Genomic DNA, 17,465 nt, shown 5'->3' with positions numbered 1-17,465 from the left:
TCGGGCTTGTGGTCGGGCCTGCCGGTCGGTGCGGGGGAATCAGCGGAAGGGATGCGTCGTGGTCGCCGGGTACCTGGACATTCTTCGGGCGCGGCATGCCGTCCGGTTGCTCGTCGGCACGCTCGTGGGGCGGCTGCCCAACGCCACCGCGCCGATCGCGATCGTGCTGTTCGTGCGGGCCGAGGGCGGCTCGTACAGCCTCGCGGGAGCGCTGGCCGCCGTGTACGGAGTCGCCAACGCCGTGGGGCAGCCGGTGCTCGGGCGGCTCGTGGACCTGCACGGGCAGCCGCGGGTGCAGTTGCCGGCCGCCGTGCTGTCGGGGCTGGCCATGGCCCTGTTCGCCTTCGCGGGCACCGGGACGGCCGCGCTCGCGTACGCGGCGGTGGGAGCCGCCGGTCTGTTCACGCCCCCGCTGGAGGGCGGGCTGCGGGCGCTGTGGCCGAGTGTGCTCCGCAAGGAGGACCAGGTGCACACGGCGTACGCCATGGACGCCATCGCGCAGGAGGTCATGTTCACCGTCGGGCCGCTGCTCGTGACGGTGTGCGTGGCGCTCTGGTCGCCGCTGGTGGCCCTGCTGGCGCTGAACGCGGTGGGTGTGCTGGGGGCTTTGTCCGTGGTGGTGTCGCCCCCCTCGCGCGCGTGGCGGTCGGCGCCGCGCGAGGCGCACTGGCTGGGCGCGCTGCGTTCGTCCGGGCTGCTGGTGCTGCTGGGAGCCTTCCTGTTCATCGGGATGGCGCTCGGATCCATCACCGTCGCCTCCGTGCCGTATGCCGACGAGCACGGCGGGGACGCCGTCTACGGCTGGTTGATGGCTGCTCTGGGACTCGGCGCGCTGATCGGCGGGACTGTGTACGGGGCCCGGCGGTGGGCCGGTGAGCCCGCGCGGCGGCTGCGGGTGCTCGTGGCCCTGCTGGCGGTGTGTTACCTGCCGCTGATGCTGATGCCGGGTGCGGTCGCCATGGTCCTGCTGACCGTGCTCGCGGGTGTCTTCCTGGCGCCGTGCATCGCCTGCGCGTTCGTCCTGGTCGATCTGCACGCGCCGCGCGGGACGGTGACGGAGGCGTTCTCGTGGCTGGTGACGACGTTCACGGTGGGAGCCTCGGTGGGTACGGGCCTCGCGGGGCCGGTCGTGGAGCACGGCGGGGCGTTGTGGGGGTTCGCCGTGCCCGGGGCGGCCGGGGTGGTGTCCCTGCTCGTTCTGGCGTGTACCGGCCGGGTCCTCGCAGTTCCCGCCCGGCAGGCGGTGGTTGCGGCTTCATCGGAAAATGATCCGAACCGTGCCGTCGAACCCCGTTTCAGTTCGGGTCATCAGGCGTAATGTTCAGTCATGGACCGCCGCATTTTCGGGCTGGAGAACGAGTACGGCGTCACGTGCACGTTCAGGGGACAGCGCCGCCTGTCGCCTGACGAGGTGGCGCGGTACCTCTTCCGCCGTGTCGTGTCATGGGGCCGCAGCAGCAATGTCTTTCTGCGCAACGGGGCCCGCCTCTATCTCGACGTGGGATCGCATCCGGAATACGCCACACCCGAATGTGACAACGTGATCGAACTCGTCACCCACGACAAGGCGGGCGAGCGCATTCTCGAAGGACTCCTGGTGGACGCCGAACGACGCCTGCACGAGGAGGGAATCGCGGGCGACGTCTACCTCTTCAAGAACAACACCGACTCCGCGGGCAACTCCTACGGCTGCCACGAGAATTACCTCGTGGCCCGGCACGGGGAGTTCTCCCGGCTCGCGGACATCCTCATTCCGTTCCTGGTGACGAGGCAGTTGCTGTGCGGTGCGGGCAAGGTGCTGCAGACGCCGCGTGGCGCCGTGTACTGCGTCAGCCAGCGGGCCGAGCACATCTGGGAGGGCGTCTCCTCGGCGACGACCCGTTCCCGGCCCATCATCAACACGCGCGACGAGCCGCACGCCGACGCCGAGCGCTACCGGCGCCTGCACGTCATCGTGGGCGACTCGAACATGTCCGAGACGACCATGCTGCTCAAGGTCGGCGCCACCGACCTGGTGCTGCGCATGATCGAGGCGGGCACGGTGATGCGCGACCTCACCCTGGAGAACCCGATCCGGGCGATCCGCGAGGTGAGTCACGACATCACCGGGCGGCGCAAGGTGCGCCTGGCGAGCGGCCGGGAGGCGTCCGCGCTGGAGGTGCAGCGGGAGTACTACGAGAAGGCCGTGGACTTCTGCGAGCGCCGCGGTATCCGCACCGGCACCGTCGAGCGCGTGCTGGAGCTGTGGGGCCGCACGCTGGACGCGATCGAGGCCGAGGACCTCGACCGTATCGACACCGAGATCGACTGGGTCATGAAGTACAAGCTCCTGGAGCGGTACCGGGCCAAGCACAACATGACCATGTCGCATCCGCGGGTCGCGCAGATAGACCTCGCCTACCACGACATCCACCGCCGTCGCGGCCTGTACTACCTGCTCGAGAAGAAGGGCCAGGCCGCGCGGGTCGCGAACGACCTGAAGATCTTCGAGGGCAAGTCCGTCCCGCCGCAGACCACTCGGGCCCGGCTGCGTGGCGACTTCATCCGCCGGGCCCAGGAACAGCGCCGGGACTTCACCGTCGACTGGGTCCATCTCAAGCTCAACGACCAGGCCCAGCGGACCGTGTTGTGCAAGGACCCCTTCCGTTCGGTGGACGACCGGGTGGAGAAGCTGATCGCCGGGATGTGAGCCGGGCGAGGTGAGACACGCGTTTCCGCACGAGCGGCGGAACGCCACACGGGCACCGTACGTTAGCCGTACGGTGCCCTTCTCACACCGTAGAGTTGCGCGCACTTCGTCAAGCAGGACCGATACCGATACGAGGCCCCCACCGTGCGCCGACGCTCCCTTCTCATCGCAGTCCCAGCCGGACTGGTCACCCTCGCCGCATGCGGTGACGAGGTCTCCGGCTCGGGCGACGCCGGCGACAGTGCGACGCCGGAGGCGTCGGCCACGTCCGGACCGTCTGCGCCGAAGATCGTCGACGGTCCGCTGCCGGCGATCACCGCGGGAACGAGGTTCGACGAGAAGCCGACCGTCGCCAAGGGCAGTGGCGAGCCCTCCAAGGACCTCGCGGTGAAGACGGTCATCGCCGGTGGCGGCAAGGCCGTCGCCGAGAACGACTTCGTGTCGGTGAACTACCTGGGCCAGATCTGGGAGAGCGCGAAGGTCTTCGACAACTCCTACGACCGCAAGGCCCCGCTGGTCATCCAGCTCGCCCAGGGCAGCATCATCGACGGCTGGCGGTACGCCCTCACCGGTAAGAAGACCGGCAGTCGCGTCCAGTTCTCCGTGCCGCCCACCTGGGGGTACGGCGAGCAGGGCAACGAGCAGGCGGGCATCGAGGGCTCCGACACGCTGGTGTTCGTGGTCGACGTGCAGGACACGTTCAACGCCAGGAGCTCCGCCCAGGGCAAGGAAGTCCCCCAGGACGACGCGGCCCTGCCCAAGGTCGGCACCAACACCGACGGCAAGGCGCCCGCCATCGACGTCCCCAAGGCCGACGCGCCGAAGAAGCTCGTCGCGGAGTACGTCCTGGAGGGCGACGGCGCGGAGGTCGGCGCCCAGGACAGCGTGCTCGTGCAGTACAAGGGCGTGGTCTGGGACGGTGGCAAGGAGTTCGACTCGACGTACGGCAGGAAGCAGCTGACGTCATTCTCGCTCGAGCAGGTCGTCAAGGGCTGGTCGCAGGGCCTGACCGGCAAGAAGGTCGGCAGCCGTGTGCTCATCGTCATCCCGCCGGACCTGGGCTACGGAGACAGCCCGCCGGAGGGCAGCGGCATCGGGAAGGACTCCACGCTGGTCTTCTCCGTCGACATCCTGGCGAAGATGTGACGCCTCGGAAATGTAAGACTTGGGCCGTTGCCTTTTCGCAGACAAGCAGGAGCTGAACACGTGAGCATCGACAAGCCCGAGGTCGACTTCCCGGGCGGGGAGCCCCCGGCGGACCTCGAGATCAAGGACATCTGGGAGGGCGACGGCCCGGTTGCGCAGGCCGGTCAGACCGTGACCGTCCACTACGTGGGCGTGGCCTTCAGCACGGGCGAGGAGTTCGACGCCAGCTGGAACCGTGGTACGCCGTTCCGCTTCCCGCTCGGTGGCGGCCGCGTCATCGCGGGCTGGGACCGGGGCGTGCAGGGCATGAAGGTCGGGGGCCGGCGCCAGCTGACCGTCCCGGCCCACCTCGCCTACGGCAACCAGAGCCCGACCCCGGCCATCCAGCCGGGCGAGACGCTGATCTTCGTGGTCGACCTGCTCGGCGTCTGATCGAAGTCGGATCGGATTCTGATCGCAGTCCGATCGGAGCCGGTCACCGAGGGCCCATCCCTGTCCGGGCATGGGCCCTCGGCTTTTGCCGGGCCGCCGCGGAGCGGTACGGTCATCCGTCGTAAGCACCATAGGGAGAAGGGCGTCGATGGCCATTGCCAAGGCCGAGCGGCTGATGAACCTGGCGCTGTGTCTGCTCGGGACGCGGCGGCCACTCAGCAAGCGTGAGCTGCGTGATTCCATCGAGGCGTATGTCGAGGCCTCCCGGCCCGGCCAGGGAGCGGCGGGCTCCGACGACTCCTTCAACCGCATGTTCGAGCGGGACAAGGACGACCTGCGGGAACTCGGGCTGGTCATCGAGACCGTCGAGAGCCTCGACGGCGAGGTCGGTTATCTGGCCCGCCGGGACAGCAACCGCCTGCCGCCCATCACCCTGGACGCCGAGGAGGCCGCCGCGCTCGGGCTCGCCGCCAAGGTGTGGCAGCAGGCCCGGCTGGCCGGTGCCGCCAGCGGCGCGCTGCAGAAGCTGCGCGCGGCGGGACTGCCCGAGGACGTCGACCCGTACGAGGCGCACAGCGCGCTGGAGCCGCGCATCCCCGTCCACGAGGCCGCCTTCGAGCCGCTGATGCTGGCCTGCCGCGACCGCCGGCCGGTCGTCTTCGAGTACCGCAAGGCCAACGCCGCACAGCCCGAACCCCGGCACGTCGAACCGTGGGCGCTGGAGTGCTGGCGCGGCCACTGGTACCTGGCCGGCTTCGACCGCGACCGCGGTGCCGAACGGGTCTTCCGGCTGTCCCGGATCACGGGGAAGGTGCGCTCGCGCGGCGCCCGGTTCACCGCCCCCGTGCCCGACGTCGTCACCGTCCGGGAGACGGTCGCGAGCTGGGCGGGGGAGACCGCCGACCGTTCCGCGCTGATCCGGCTGCGCGCGGGCGCCGGGTACCCCCTTCGGGCGAAGGCCACCGCGGTCCGGGAACTCGGTGACGGCTGGGACGAGTTGGAGATTCCGTACGGGCACGGCCTGGACGCCTGGCTGGTCGAGTTCGGGCCGGACGTGGTGGTGCTGGAGCCCGCGGAGTTGCGTGCGGACGTGGTGGACCGGCTGCGTGCCGTGGCCAAGGGCTGAGGGGGAGCGGACAACACTGTGGCAGGCAAACCGGTCAGGCCAGTGAACGCCATCGACCAGACCCGACGGATGCTGTCCCTGGTGACGTATCTGCGTGAGCGCCCGGGGGCCCGGGTCGAGGACGTCGCGCGCGCCTTCGGCATCACCGAGGACGAGCTGGTCTCCGACCTCGACGTGCTGCCCATGTGCGGCACCAGCTTCCGCGGCGGCGACCTTCTCGACATCGACACCGACGGCGAGCGCATCTGGTGGCACAACCCCGCCGCCCTCGGCGCGGACGCCGCCGAGCCGCTGAGGCTCGCCGCCGACGAGGCCACGGCGCTGCTCGTCGCCGCCCGTGCTGTGGCGACCCTGCCCGGCCTGCGCGAGAGCGACCGGCAGGCGCTGCTGCGGGCGACCGCCAAGGTGGAGACCTCGGCGGGCGAGGCCGCGGGCGCCAGTTCGCGCCTGTCCGTCACCTTCGAGTCCGAGGGCGGCGTCTTCGCCGACGTCGACCGGGCCATCTCGGAACGCCGCCGACTGTGGATCCGCTACTACTCACCGGCCCGCGACGAGGTCACCGAGCGCGAGATCGACCCCATCCGCCTGGTCAGCGTCGGACACACGTACGTGGAGGCCTGGTGCCGCCGCTCCGAGGCCCGGCGCACCTTCCGCCTCGACCGGGTCGCCGAGATCCGGATCCTGGACGAGCCGTCCGCGCCGCCCGAGGTGGAGCTGCGGGACCTGTCGGAGGGGCTGGTGCAGCCCGCCGCCGAGGACCCGGAGGTCGTCGTGGAGGTCGGTCCGGGCGGGCGCTGGGTCGCCGAGTACTACCCGCACGACAGCGCGGACGAGCTTCCCGACGGCGGGCTGCGCATCACCCTGCGCACCCCCGACCCCGCGTCCCTGCGGCGGCTGGCGCTGCGGCTCGGGCGCGACGGCCGGATCGTCTCCCCGCCCGAGCTCGCCGGCAGCGCCCGGCAGGCGGCCCGCGAGGCGCTGGCGGCGTACGACGGCATCGAGGCGGCCGGCGCGCACGGCGGGCCGGGCGAGGCACGGCACGACAGGCAGGAGCGAGGACTGTGAGCGAGTCCGCGGGACCGGGTGCGCCGGGTATGACGGCGGCGTCCGCGTTCGCCGGCATGCGCCGTGTGTCCCCGGTCGTGTTCAAGGCGGGCTGCCCGGACTGCCGGGGCCGCTTCGAGCTCGCCGCGAGCGCGCTGCGCCTCGCCATCGGGGCGACGAGCCGTACGACGTTCTACTCGTTCACCTGTCCCGAGTGCGGGTCCGCCGTCCGCAAGCCGGCGGGGGAGCGGGTCGTGGAGCTGCTCACCGGCGGCGGGGTCAGGACCCTTCGGCTGCACACCCCCTAGCAGCGGCGTCCGGGACCGGCGTACGGGACCGGTCCGCGGGACGGTCTAGGCTCGGCTCCATGTTCTGGCCGATGTTTGCGGTTGCCGTGGGTTTCCTGGGTCTCGTCGTTCTCGCGGTGTGCGCCGTGACGGTGTTCGTGGAGGCGCGGCGCCTGGGCCGGCAGGTGACGGACTCCGCCGACCGGATCAGCCGGGCGGCGGAGGACCTGGAGCGGGCGACCGCGAGCGCCGCACGCGCCGTGGACACACGGTGACCGTCTGAACGCCGCCGCCGGATTCCGCACGTGACCCGCCGGAGCCGTGTGAGTTGCGTTATGGGGCACTTCGCCCTGTCACCCCACACGTCCCTGAAGGTACGCTGCTCGTCGCGGCCCGGAAAACGAGGCCCGGCCGCGGACGGGAGTACGCACGGGGATTGCCTCACGTTTACCCCTGAGCGTTACGATCGCTGCACAAGACGATCGATCGGACGCATGTCCGACCGATCGGACAGCACCCCCACCCAGCCGCCTCGGTGAGAAGGTAAAGACTTATGTTCGGAAGGCTCGGCGCCCCCGAGATCATTCTCATCCTCGTCGTCATCATCCTGCTGTTCGGCGCGAAGAAGCTTCCGGACATGGCGCGGTCGCTCGGCAAGTCGGCGCGCATCCTCAAGAGCGAGGCCAAGGCGATGAAGAGCGAGAGCAAGTCCGACGACGCCGCTCCCGCCGACCCGCCCAACAACCCCGAGCAGGCCGCGGCGCAGCGCACCATCCAGGCCGCCCCCGGCGACGTGACCAGCTCCCGGCCGGTCGCCGAGCCGACGGACACGACCAAGCGCTGACACAGGGCCGGTGACCTCCGGCCCGCCGCACGAGATGGGAACGTGGGTTGCTGAAGCCTGCCCGCAACAAGGAGAGGGACCCCGAGGGGCGGATGCCCCTCGCGGAGCACCTTCGTGAGCTCCGCAACCGGCTCGCGAAGGCGCTGCTGGCCATCGTCGCCGTCACCATCGCCGCCGCCTTCTTCTACAACGACATCATCAACTTCTTCACCGACCCGGTCCTGGACTCGGTCGGCTGCGCGAAGTCGTTCGAAGAGCTGGCGAAGTCGAAGGCCGACACGGACCCGTGCGCCCAGATCACGATCAATGGCCTGCTCGGTCCCTTCACGCTGGCGCTGAAGGTGTCCCTGATGGCCGGTATCGTGTTCGCCTCGCCGGTCTGGCTCTACCAGCTGTGGGCGTTCGTCGCCCCCGGACTGCACCGGAACGAGAAGAAGTACGCCTACGCGTTCGTCGCCACCGGTGCCCCGCTCTTCCTGTTCGGCGCCTACTTCGCCTACGTGGTACTGCCGACCACCGCGAAGGTGCTGATCGAGTTCACGCCGTACGAAGTCGACAACCTGCTGCCGCTGGACGACCTGCTCGACCTCGTGACGCGCATGGTCGTCGTCTTCGGCCTCTCCTTCGAGCTGCCGCTGCTGCTGGTGATGCTCAACTTCACCGGGGCGCTGACCGGCAAGCGGATGCTCGGCTGGTGGCGCGGCATGATCATGGGTATCACGCTGTTCTCGGCCATCGCCACGCCGAGCACGGACCCGCTGACCATGCTCTGGCTGGCCGGACCGATCTGGGTCCTGTACTTCGTCGCGGTCGGCATCTCCCTGCTGAACGACCGCCGCAGGGGCCGCCGGGAGGCACTGATGCCCGACGACGACGAGGCGTCCGAGCTGGACCTCACCCCCGAGGACATCGGCGAGATCGAACCCGTGACCGCAGCTCGCGCCCTGCCCGAGCAGACGACGAAGGACCGGGTCAACGGCTACGACGACGTGACCTGAGGCACGACGGGGCGGTGACGGCACGCGTCGCCGCCCCGCGCACGCCCTCACGGGGCCGATCCCGATAATGATCGTCCTGTTGTCAGCGCGGCCGGGTACGCTCGAAAGCACGATGACAGAGGATCTCTCACCGGCCGAGCGGTACGCGGCAGCCCGCCGGCGCGCTGCCGAGCAGGCCACCGCGCTCGCCTCCTTCCGCGAGATGTACGACTTCGGCCTCGACCCCTTCCAGATCGAGGCCTGTCAGGCACTCGAGGCGGGCAAGGGCGTGCTGGTGGCCGCGCCCACCGGTTCCGGCAAGACGATCGTCGGCGAGTTCGCCGTCCACCTCGCCCTCCAGCAGGGCAGGAAGTGCTTCTACACGACCCCCATCAAGGCGCTGTCGAACCAGAAGTACGCCGACCTGTGCCGCCGCTACGGCACGGACAAGGTGGGCCTGCTCACCGGCGACAACAGCGTGAACTCCGACGCCCCGGTGGTCGTGATGACCACCGAGGTCCTGCGGAACATGCTCTACGCCGGCTCCCAGACCCTCCTCGGCCTCGGGCACGTGGTCATGGACGAGGTGCACTACCTCTCCGACCGCTTCCGCGGCGCCGTGTGGGAGGAGGTGATCATCCACCTCCCCGCATCAGTGACCCTGGTGTCACTGTCGGCGACCGTGTCGAACGCGGAGGAGTTCGGCGACTGGCTCGACACCGTGCGCGGTGACACCCAGGTGATCGTCTCCGAGCACCGGCCCGTGCCGCTGTTCCAGCACGTGCTGGCCGGGCGCCGGATGTACGACCTGTTCGAGGAGGGGGAGGGGCACCGGAGGGCCGTCAATCCGGACCTGACGCGCATGGCGCGCCTGGAGGCGAGCCGTCCGTCCTACCAGGACCGCAGGCGCGGCCGTGCCATGAAGGAGGCCGACCGGGAGCGCGAGCGCAGACAGCGCTCCCGTGTCTGGACACCGGGCCGGCCGGAGGTCATCGAGCGGCTCGACGCCGAGGGGCTGCTGCCCGCGATCACCTTCATCTTCAGCCGTGCCGCCTGCGAGGCGGCGGTCCAGCAGTGCCTGTACGCCGGGCTCAGGCTCAACGACGAGAACGCGCGGGAGAGGGTGCGTTCCCTGGTCGAGGAGCGCACGGCCTCCATCCCCACCGAGGACCTGCACGTCCTCGGTTACTACGAGTGGCTGGAGGGCCTGGAGCGCGGCATCGCCGCCCATCACGCGGGCATGCTGCCGACGTTCAAGGAGGTCGTCGAGGAGCTGTTCGTACGCGGGCTGGTCAAGGCCGTCTTCGCGACCGAGACCCTGGCCCTCGGCATCAACATGCCCGCCCGCTCCGTGGTGCTGGAGAAGCTCGTCAAGTGGAACGGCGAGCAGCACGCCGACATCACGCCCGGTGAGTACACCCAGCTCACCGGCCGGGCCGGCCGGCGCGGCATCGACGTCGAGGGCCACGCCGTCGTGCTGTGGCAGCGCGGCATGAATCCCGAGCACCTCGCGGGACTGGCCGGCACCCGCACGTACCCGCTGCGCTCCAGCTTCAAGCCGTCGTACAACATGGCGGTCAACCTGGTCGAGCAGTTCGGCCGGCACCGCTCCCGGGAGCTGCTGGAGACCTCCTTCGCACAGTTCCAGGCGGACAAGTCGGTCGTCGGGATATCCCGGCAGGTGCAGCGCAACGAGGAGGGTCTCGAGGGTTACAAGGCCTCCATGACCTGCCACCTCGGAGACTTCGAGGAGTACGCGCGACTGCGCCGCGAGCTGAAGGACCGGGAGACCGAGCTGGCCCGGCAGGGCGCCAACCAGCGGCGTGCCGAGGCCGCCGTGGCGCTGGAGAAGCTGAAGCCGGGCGACGTCATCCACGTGCCGACGGGCAAGTACGCCGGCCTCGCCCTGGTGCTGGACCCGGGGCTGCCCGCCGGGCGGTCCAACGGCCACCGCGGCTTCGAGCACCACGACGGGCCCCGCCCGCTGGTGCTGACCGCCGAGCGGCAGGTCAAGCGGCTGGCGTCGATGGACTTTCCGGTTCCGGTCGAGGCGCTGGAGCGGATGCGCATCCCGAAGGCCTTCAACCCGCGCTCGCCCCAGTCCCGCCGCGACCTCGCCTCCGCGCTGCGCACCAAGGCCGGGCACATCCCGCCGGAGCGCGCCCGCAAGAAGCGCTCCCAGGCCGCCGACGACCGGGAGATCGCCCGGCTGCGCAAGGACATCCGAGCCCACCCCTGCCACGGCTGCGACGACCGCGAGGACCACGCCCGCTGGGCAGAGCGCTACCACCGGCTGCTGCGCGACACCTCCCAGCTGGAGCGCCGGATCGAGGGCCGGACGAACACCATCGCCCGGACCTTCGACCGGATCGTGGCGCTGCTGACCGAGCTGGACTACCTGCGCGGCGACGAGGTCACCGAGCACGGCAAGCGCCTCGCCCGGCTCTACGGCGAGCTGGACCTGCTCGCCAGCGAGTGCCTGCGCGAGGGCGTCTGGGAGGGTCTTTCCCCGGCCGAGCTCGCCGCCTGCGTCTCCGCGCTGGTCTACGAGTCCCGGGCCGCCGACGACGCGGTGGCGCCGAAGCTGCCCTCGGGCAAGGTCAAGGCGGCGCTCGGTGAGACGGTCCGCATCTGGGGCCGTCTCGACGCCCTGGAGGAGGACTTCCGGATCAGCCAGACCGAGGGCGTCGGCCAGCGCGAGCCCGACCTCGGCTTCGCCTGGGCGGCGTACATGTGGGCGTCCGGCAAGGGCCTCGACGAGGTGCTGCGCGAGGTGGAGATGCCCGCCGGTGACTTCGTGCGCTGGTGCAAGCAGGTCATCGACGTCCTCGGCCAGATCTCGGCAGCCGCGGCCGCCGCGGGCTCGACGGTTCCGAAGAACGCGCGCAAGGCGGTCGACGAACTGCTGCGCGGAGTGGTCGCCTACTCGTCCGTGGGCTAGCTAGACCCCGCACCTCAGAGGCCCGGCGGCATCCCGCCGGGCCTCTGCGCGTTCCGCGGTGTCGGCTGCGCCGCTTTCCCTCATCACGGTGAGTGATTTTCGTACCATCAGTCGCCATTACTTTATGCGTTCGAACGGTTTCCGAGCGTGTAAATGGGTTCGAGAGTACTCCAGTCCCGGTGCCCGTTTCAGGTGCTTGCTGAATATGACATGGCGATGATCCCCCCGGACTAAGCTCGCCCGCAGCGCACCGAGTTGCGGTGAAATCGCGCGCTTGTTCCCCCATGCGCCGAAGCTCCCGACAACTCCCGGAGACACCCCGCTGCAAGCTCCCCCATCCCAGTCGATTCGTTTTCCAGAGGGCCTACATGGTGAGTGTTGATTCCCCTCCAGGTCGCCGCGCACTTCCCTACGCGCGCACCCTGCTGCTGCCGGCGATACTGATGGCCGCGGTCACCGGGGCCGCCGTCGCCGTGGTGGCGGAACCGGCCCGGCTCGCCGTCGGCCTGTGCGGTGCAGTCGCCACACTGCTGGTGATCGCCGCGGCGGCCGAAACGGCCCGCCGCGGCCGTGCGCTTCGGCTCCTGCGTGACGAGCACGCCCGTCACAGCGCGTATCTGGAACGCCGGGCCGCGAGCCACCACGAGGAGATGGTCTGGCTCGGCGGCGAAGTCCTGCCCAACATCCTGGACTTCATGCGCCGGGGGAGCACGCCCGAAGAGGTGATGCGCCGACTCGGCGAGGTCGACCCCTCGTACACCCAACTCGGCGAGCCCCAGCGCAGGATGATCCGGATGATCTGCGACATCGTCGACCACCAGGACTCCATGCGGGAATCCGCCGAGCGTTCCTTCGTCGACATCGCCCGCCGCGTCCAGGCGATCGTCCACCAGCAGAACAAGGAACTCCGCGAGATGGAGGAGGACCACGGACGCAACCCGGAGGTCTTCGACGACCTCCTGCGCATCGACCACGGCACCGCCCTCATCGGCCGCCTCGCCGACTCGATCTCCGTCATCGGCGGCGGCCGGCCCGGACGCCAGTGGCCCAAGCCGGTGGCGCTCTACAGCGTGCTGCGCGGCGCCATGTCCCGCATCCTGCAGTACCGCCGGATCAACCTGGCCTCCATCGCCAAGGTCAACATCAAGGGCACCGCGGTCGAGCCGGTCATCCACGCGGCGGCGGAGCTCCTCGACAACGCCACCCGCTACTCGCCTCCGGGAGCCAAGGTCCACGTCACCGCGACCGAGGTGCAGAGCGGTGTCTGCATCGAGATCGAGGACGCCGGCGTCAGCCTCAGCGAGGAGTCCCGCGCCCGCATCGAGGGGCTGCTGGAGCACGCCAAGCGCGGCACCGACGTGCAGGACCTCGCCCACCACCCGCGTCTCGGCCTGTCCGTGGTGGGCCGGCTGTGCACGCAGTACGGCATGGACGTGTCGCTGCGGGCCTCCGCGTACGGTGGCGTCCGGGCCATCCTCATCGTGCCCAGCAAGATGATGACCACCGAACCGGGAGTCGGGCTCGCCCACGGCATCGGCGCGGCGTCGATCCCCCACCCGGGCCCGGACGCCCTCCCCGGACCCGAGCGCACGCCCAAGAAGCGCCGTCCCACCAGCCCCCGCATCCCGGACACGGTCTTGCTGGAGGACGACGTTCCCGAGGTGACCGAGTGGACGGCGGGCGGACTCCCGCAGCGCCGCAGCCGGGTCAAGATGCCGATCAGCCAGCGCCTCGCCGAACAGGCGATCTGGGAGCGGGAGGAGGCCGAGCGCGAGGCCCGCCAGGCCGCCGAGCGCGCCCGCAACGGCTTCCCGGTGGCCGCGGACCCGGAACCCGGGCCGAAGAAGGACGAAGGGCTCCCGCCGGGACACTTCATCGGCGCCTTCTGGGAGGGCCTCAAGCAGCACTCGGGCAGCGCCCAGGCCCACCAGCAGTCCAGCAGCAACGAGCCGGCCCACGCCCCGGCAGACGACGAGGGGAACCTCAAGTGATCGAGCAGCAAGGCAAGTTCGACTGGATGCTCCAGGACCTCTACGACGGCGTCCCGGGCATCGAGATGATCGTGGTGCTCTCCGCCGACGGCCTGCGCATCGCCCGCTACTCCGGTGACCCCGACGCCGCCGACCGGGTCGCCGCGGCCTGCGCGGGCCTGCAGAGCCTGGCGAGCGCCGTCAGCCAGGAGATCCCGACCAGCGACGGCGCGATGAAGATGGTCCTCATCGAGATGAACGGCGGCTACTTCTACCTGATGGCCGCCGGCCCCAACGCCTACCTCGCCGTGCTCTCCGACGTCCGCTGCGAGCCCGGCCGGATGGGCCTCAGCATGGCCGACCTGGTCGCCCGGATCGGCCCCCACCTCACCAGTCCGGCCCGGCGCAACGGGCAGACCGTATGACGCCTCCCCAGCGCCAGAGGCGATCTCCCGGGCAGGAGCCGTCCGCCGCGTCGACCCGTGCCGCACAGCCCTCCAAGGACGACGGAACCCCCAACCCCGAGCGGCTGTTCGTCATCGGCGGGGACGGCGGTGGCGAGCGCGCCGACATCGACCTGGTCACCCTGATCGTGGCCCGCGCCGACCCGCCGGTGTCCGCCACGCCGGAACAGGCGGCCCTGCTGCGGCTGTGCGTCGCACCCCTGTCCGTAGCCGAGCTGTCGGCCTACCTGGGCCTGCCGTTCAGTGTGGTGACCGTACTGCTCACCGACCTGCTGGCGACGGAACTGGTGCAGGCCCGCGCCCCGATCGTCCGCCAGAAGGTCGCCGACCGAACCCTCCTCGAAGCGGTGATGCATGGACTTCAAAAACTCTGACACGATCCCGGGCCCGCGGACGGAGGACCGGCTGCCGCACACGGCCGAGGCCGCCGTGAAGATCGTCATCGTGGGCGGCTTCGGAGTCGGCAAGACCACCATGGTCGGCTCGGTCAGCGAGATCAGGCCGCTGACCACCGAGGAGACGATGACCCAGGCCGGTATCGGGGTCGACGACAACTTCGGTTCCGCCTCCAAGACGGCCACCACGGTCGCCATGGACTTCGGCCGCATCAGCATCACCGACCAACTGGTGCTGTACCTCTTCGGCACGCCCGGCCAGGAGCGCTTCTGGTTCCTGTGGAACGGCCTGTTCGAGGGCGCCCTCGGCGCGGTCGTACTCGTCGACACCCGCCGGCTGGAGGTCAGCTTCGACGTCATGGGGCGGCTGGAGGAGCGCGGCGTGCCCTTCGTGGTCGCCGTCAACACCTTCCCCGACGCGCCCCGCTACCCCGTCGCGGAGCTGCGGACCGCGCTCGACCTGCCCGAGGAGATCCCCATCCTCGACTGCGACGTGCGGCGCCGGGCCTCCAGCCGGGACGTCCTGATGACGCTGATGCGCTTCCTGCACTCCATCGCCTCGAAGGGCGCGCTCACCTGACCCGGCGCGGCCGACCGACCCCCTGACCCACACTTCTGTTGCGGAGCGACACTGTGACGCCTGAACGCCATTCCCTGACCGGAACGGGCGACCCCCTGCTCGAACCACCGCCCGGCTGCCCCGCGCACGGTCTCGGACCGGGCGGACTGCACCGGCTGCACGAGGCGGACGACCTGGACGAGTTGTACGAGAAGCTGCGCGAGCAGCACGGTCCGGTGGCGCCGGCGCTGCTCCACGACGACGTACCGATGTGGGTGGTCCTCGGGCACGCCGAGAACCTGCACATGGTGAGCACGCCCGCCCAGTTCTGCCGAGACAGCCGTATCTGGACGCCGCTCAACGAGGGCATGGTCAAACCGGACCACCCGCTCATGCCGCACATCGCCTGGCAGCCCATCTGCTCCCACGCCGAGGGCGAGGAGCACAAGCGGCTGCGCGGCGCGGTCACCAGTGCCATGGCCGACATCGACTACCGGGAACTGCGCCGCCACATCAAGCGGTACACCCAGCGCCACGTCAACCGGTTCTGCGAGGCGGGCCGCGCCGACCTCGTCAGCCAGTTCGCCGAGCACCTGCCGATGGGCGTGATGTGCCATCTCCTCGGCATGCCGGACGAGTACAACGACCGGATGGTGGAGGCCGCCCGCGACATGCTCAAGGGCACCGAGACGGCCAACGCCAGCCACGCCTACGTCATGGACGCCCTGGGCCGCCTCGCCACCGCCCGCCGGGCCAAGCCCGAGGACGACATCGCCGGCCGCCTCGTCACCCACCCGGCCGGGCTCACCGACGACGAGGTCAGGGAGCACCTGCGGGTGGTCCTCATCGCCGCCTACGAGGCGACCGTCAACCTCATCAGCAACGTGCTGCGCGTGGTCCTCACCGACCCGGGCTTCCGCGCCCAGCTCAGCGGCGGTCAGATGACCGTGCCCGAGGCGGTCGAGCAGTCCCTGTGGGACGAGCCGCCGTTCAGCAGCGTCTTCGCCTACTTCGCCAAGCAGGAGACGGAACTGGGCGGTCAGCGCATCCGGGCCGGCGACGGGCTGCTGCTCGGCATCGCACCGGGCAACGTCGATCCGCGCATCCGTCCCGACCTGACCGCAAGCATGGAGGGCAACCGCGCCCACCTCGCCTTCGGCGGCGGCCCGCACGAGTGCCCCGGCCAGGACATCGGGCGGGCCATCGCCGACGCCGGCATCGACGCGCTGCTGATGCGGCTGCCGGACGTCCAGCTCGACTGCGACGAGGACGAACTGCGGTGGCGGTCGTCGATCGCGTCGCGGCACCTGGTGGAGCTGCCGGTGCGGTTCGAGCCCAGGGCGCAGCAGGACATCAGGCAGCAGCCGAGCCACGCCCCGGCCCCGGCGCAGCGCACCGCCTGGCACGTCGGCATTCCGCGACCGGAGAGCCGGCCCGCGCCGCAGGTCCCGGCGTCCCCGCCGGAGCCCGTGCCGGTGACGGCCGCGGAGCCCCAGCAGGTACCGGGTCCGGAGCAGGCCCGTCCCCGCGGTGCCTGGCAGCGCTTCCTGCTCTGGTGGCGCGGCTACTGACGGCCGGCCCAGTCCTCGTACGCCTCCCAGGCGCCGAGGGACCGTCCGCTGCGGAAGCGGTGCTCCCGCCCCGTGACCGGATCGGTGAACGCCAGCTCCCGCGCGAGCAGTTGCAGCGGGCGCCGGAAGTCGCCGGCCGGCACCGGGGCGGTCACCACCGGGTAGAGGGGGTCGCCGAGGATCGGCACGCCGAGCGCGGTCATGTGGACGCGCAGCTGGTGGGTCTGGCCGGTGGCGGGCACCAGCCGGTACCGGCCCAGTCCGGAATCCGGGCCGGGGCGGTGTCCGATCAGCTCGACGCGGCTCACGGCGTTCGGCTCGCCCTCGGTCTCCCGGGCGGCCAGCACGCCGCGTTCCTTGAGGATCCGGCTGCGTACGGTCCGGGGCAGGGCGAGGGCGGGGTCGTGGGGGGCGACGGCCTCGTACTCCTTGCGCACCAGCCGGTCGCGGAACAGACCCTGGTACGCGCCGCGCTCCTCGGGGCGCACCGTGAACAGGACCAGTCCGGCGGTGAGCCGGTCGAGGCGGTGCGCGGCGGAGAGCGCGGGGACGCCCAGCTCCCGGCGGAGCCGGGCGAGCGCGGTCTCCGTGACGTGGCCGCCGCGCGGGGTGGTGGCCAGGAAGTGCGGTTTGTCGGCGACGACGATGTGCTCGTCGCGGTACACGACCTGCAGGGGGAAGGGCACCGGCACCTCGACGGGCGGTTCGCGGTGGAACCACACGAACATCCCGGGTTCGTACGGCGCGTCCGACGGCACCGCCCGCCCGTCCGCCCCGACGAACAGCCCGGCGTCGAACATGCCGTCGACGACGCCGGCCCCGGCGCCGGACAGCCGCTCCGTCAGGTGTTCGCGCACCGTGGACCAGGGCCCCCCGGCCGCGGGCAGCCGCACCCGGACCGCGTCGACGCCGTCGCGCTGCGGGAGGGGTGAGGGCGGGGGAGGAGTGCGGCGTCTCATCGCCTGCCAGCGTACGAGGACGGGACCGGTGCCGGGAAATTCGCTGGGCCGCGGGCCGGTC

The 17,465-nt window shown here is 70.8% G+C and carries 17 protein-coding genes; 16 read left to right on the top strand and 1 reads right to left on the bottom strand.

Annotated elements, in window-relative coordinates:
* The first annotated feature begins 58 nt into the window (after positions 1 to 58).
* The 16 genes from ACP4IX_RS04560 to ACP4IX_RS04485 all read left to right on the top strand — a co-directional run bounded on the left by ACP4IX_RS04560 (position 59) and on the right by ACP4IX_RS04485 (position 16,445).
* Complete coding sequence (locus tag ACP4IX_RS04560) at positions 59 to 1,318, top strand: MFS transporter (protein ID WP_426518614.1); 1,260 nt, start codon at positions 59 to 61, stop codon at positions 1,316 to 1,318.
* A 9-nt stretch (positions 1,319 to 1,327) separates the two neighbouring features.
* The gene (pafA, locus tag ACP4IX_RS04555) at positions 1,328 to 2,689 is read left to right on the top strand and encodes a Pup--protein ligase (RefSeq protein ID WP_055416065.1); all 1,362 of its coding nucleotides are present in this window, start codon (positions 1,328 to 1,330) and stop codon (positions 2,687 to 2,689) included.
* 144 nt (positions 2,690 to 2,833) lie between these two features.
* The gene (locus tag ACP4IX_RS04550) at positions 2,834 to 3,835 is read left to right on the top strand and encodes an FKBP-type peptidyl-prolyl cis-trans isomerase (protein WP_426518616.1); all 1,002 of its coding nucleotides are present in this window, start codon (positions 2,834 to 2,836) and stop codon (positions 3,833 to 3,835) included.
* A 60-nt stretch (positions 3,836 to 3,895) separates the two neighbouring features.
* On the top strand, positions 3,896 to 4,267 hold the full coding sequence (locus ACP4IX_RS04545) for an FKBP-type peptidyl-prolyl cis-trans isomerase (RefSeq protein ID WP_426518618.1): 372 nt from the start codon (positions 3,896 to 3,898) through the stop codon (positions 4,265 to 4,267).
* Positions 4,268 to 4,415: 148 nt separating this feature from the next.
* Entirely contained in the window at positions 4,416 to 5,393 is a 978-nt protein-coding gene (locus ACP4IX_RS04540) for a helix-turn-helix transcriptional regulator (RefSeq protein ID WP_426518620.1), read from the top strand.
* 18 nt (positions 5,394 to 5,411) lie between these two features.
* Positions 5,412 to 6,458, top strand: a complete 1,047-nt coding sequence (locus tag ACP4IX_RS04535) for a helix-turn-helix transcriptional regulator (protein ID WP_426518622.1) — start codon at positions 5,412 to 5,414, stop codon at positions 6,456 to 6,458.
* Positions 6,455 to 6,745, top strand: a complete 291-nt coding sequence (locus tag ACP4IX_RS04530) for a hypothetical protein (RefSeq protein ID WP_426518624.1) — start codon at positions 6,455 to 6,457, stop codon at positions 6,743 to 6,745. Before ACP4IX_RS04535 ends, ACP4IX_RS04530 begins: the two co-directional genes overlap by 4 nt.
* Before the next feature lie 59 nt (positions 6,746 to 6,804).
* Positions 6,805 to 6,999, top strand: a complete 195-nt coding sequence (locus ACP4IX_RS04525; protein WP_426554804.1) for a hypothetical protein — start codon at positions 6,805 to 6,807, stop codon at positions 6,997 to 6,999.
* A 278-nt stretch (positions 7,000 to 7,277) separates the two neighbouring features.
* Positions 7,278 to 7,568: a Sec-independent protein translocase subunit TatA gene (gene tatA, locus ACP4IX_RS04520; protein ID WP_426518628.1), complete on the top strand. Its 291-nt coding sequence runs from the start codon at positions 7,278 to 7,280 to the stop codon at positions 7,566 to 7,568.
* Positions 7,569 to 7,615: 47 nt separating this feature from the next.
* Positions 7,616 to 8,566 (top strand): twin-arginine translocase subunit TatC, encoded by a 951-nt coding sequence (gene tatC / locus ACP4IX_RS04515; protein WP_426518630.1) that lies wholly within the window; start codon positions 7,616 to 7,618, stop codon positions 8,564 to 8,566.
* A 67-nt stretch (positions 8,567 to 8,633) separates the two neighbouring features.
* Positions 8,634 to 11,486, top strand: coding sequence for a DEAD/DEAH box helicase (locus ACP4IX_RS04510; RefSeq protein ID WP_426554803.1), 2,853 nt, complete (start codon positions 8,634 to 8,636; stop codon positions 11,484 to 11,486).
* 368 nt (positions 11,487 to 11,854) lie between these two features.
* Positions 11,855 to 13,477, top strand: a complete 1,623-nt coding sequence (locus tag ACP4IX_RS04505; RefSeq protein WP_426518634.1) for a sensor histidine kinase — start codon at positions 11,855 to 11,857, stop codon at positions 13,475 to 13,477.
* A 26-nt stretch (positions 13,478 to 13,503) separates the two neighbouring features.
* Positions 13,504 to 13,881, top strand: a complete 378-nt coding sequence (locus ACP4IX_RS04500; RefSeq protein ID WP_383528034.1) for a roadblock/LC7 domain-containing protein — start codon at positions 13,504 to 13,506, stop codon at positions 13,879 to 13,881.
* Positions 13,878 to 14,294 (top strand): DUF742 domain-containing protein, encoded by a 417-nt coding sequence (locus ACP4IX_RS04495; protein WP_426518636.1) that lies wholly within the window; start codon positions 13,878 to 13,880, stop codon positions 14,292 to 14,294. Before ACP4IX_RS04500 ends, ACP4IX_RS04495 begins: the two co-directional genes overlap by 4 nt.
* Positions 14,275 to 14,895 carry a GTP-binding protein gene (locus ACP4IX_RS04490; RefSeq protein WP_426518638.1) on the top strand — a complete coding sequence of 207 codons (621 nt, stop codon included), beginning with the start codon at positions 14,275 to 14,277 and terminating at the stop codon, positions 14,893 to 14,895. Before ACP4IX_RS04495 ends, ACP4IX_RS04490 begins: the two co-directional genes overlap by 20 nt.
* A 53-nt stretch (positions 14,896 to 14,948) precedes the next feature.
* Complete coding sequence (locus tag ACP4IX_RS04485) at positions 14,949 to 16,445, top strand: cytochrome P450 (RefSeq protein ID WP_426518640.1); 1,497 nt, start codon at positions 14,949 to 14,951, stop codon at positions 16,443 to 16,445.
* On the opposite strand, the gene ACP4IX_RS04480 is transcribed toward ACP4IX_RS04485, so the two are convergent.
* Complete coding sequence (locus ACP4IX_RS04480; RefSeq protein ID WP_426518642.1) at positions 16,439 to 17,404, bottom strand: RluA family pseudouridine synthase; 966 nt, start codon at positions 17,402 to 17,404, stop codon at positions 16,439 to 16,441. The genes ACP4IX_RS04485 and ACP4IX_RS04480 overlap by 7 nt on opposite strands.
* Positions 17,405 to 17,465: the final 61 nt, after the last annotated feature.

It is taken from the genome of Streptomyces sp. WG5, from assembly GCF_049974565.1.
Taxonomy (GTDB): domain Bacteria; phylum Actinomycetota; class Actinomycetes; order Streptomycetales; family Streptomycetaceae; genus Streptomyces.
This window is presented reverse-complemented; position numbering and strand designations above follow the sequence as displayed.

Bases quoted from the DNA above. Each gene is read 5' to 3' on its own strand.
- pafA (WP_055416065.1), top strand. From the start codon at position 1,328: ATGGACCGCCGCATTTTCGGGCTGGAGAACGAGTACGGCGTCACGTGC.
- ACP4IX_RS04540 (WP_426518620.1), top strand. From the start codon at position 4,416: ATGGCCATTGCCAAGGCCGAGCGGCTGATGAACCTGGCGCTGTGTCTG.
- ACP4IX_RS04525 (WP_426554804.1), top strand. From the start codon at position 6,805: ATGTTCTGGCCGATGTTTGCGGTTGCCGTGGGTTTCCTGGGTCTCGTC.
- tatA (WP_426518628.1), top strand. From the start codon at position 7,278: ATGTTCGGAAGGCTCGGCGCCCCCGAGATCATTCTCATCCTCGTCGTC.
- ACP4IX_RS04510 (WP_426554803.1), top strand. From the start codon at position 8,634: ATGATCGTCCTGTTGTCAGCGCGGCCGGGTACGCTCGAAAGCACGATG.
- ACP4IX_RS04505 (WP_426518634.1), top strand. From the start codon at position 11,855: ATGGTGAGTGTTGATTCCCCTCCAGGTCGCCGCGCACTTCCCTACGCG.
- ACP4IX_RS04500 (WP_383528034.1), top strand. From the start codon at position 13,504: ATGCTCCAGGACCTCTACGACGGCGTCCCGGGCATCGAGATGATCGTG.
- ACP4IX_RS04495 (WP_426518636.1), top strand. From the start codon at position 13,878: ATGACGCCTCCCCAGCGCCAGAGGCGATCTCCCGGGCAGGAGCCGTCC.
- ACP4IX_RS04490 (WP_426518638.1), top strand. From the start codon at position 14,275: ATGGACTTCAAAAACTCTGACACGATCCCGGGCCCGCGGACGGAGGAC.
- ACP4IX_RS04480 (WP_426518642.1), bottom strand. From the start codon at position 17,404: ATGAGACGCCGCACTCCTCCCCCGCCCTCACCCCTCCCGCAGCGCGAC.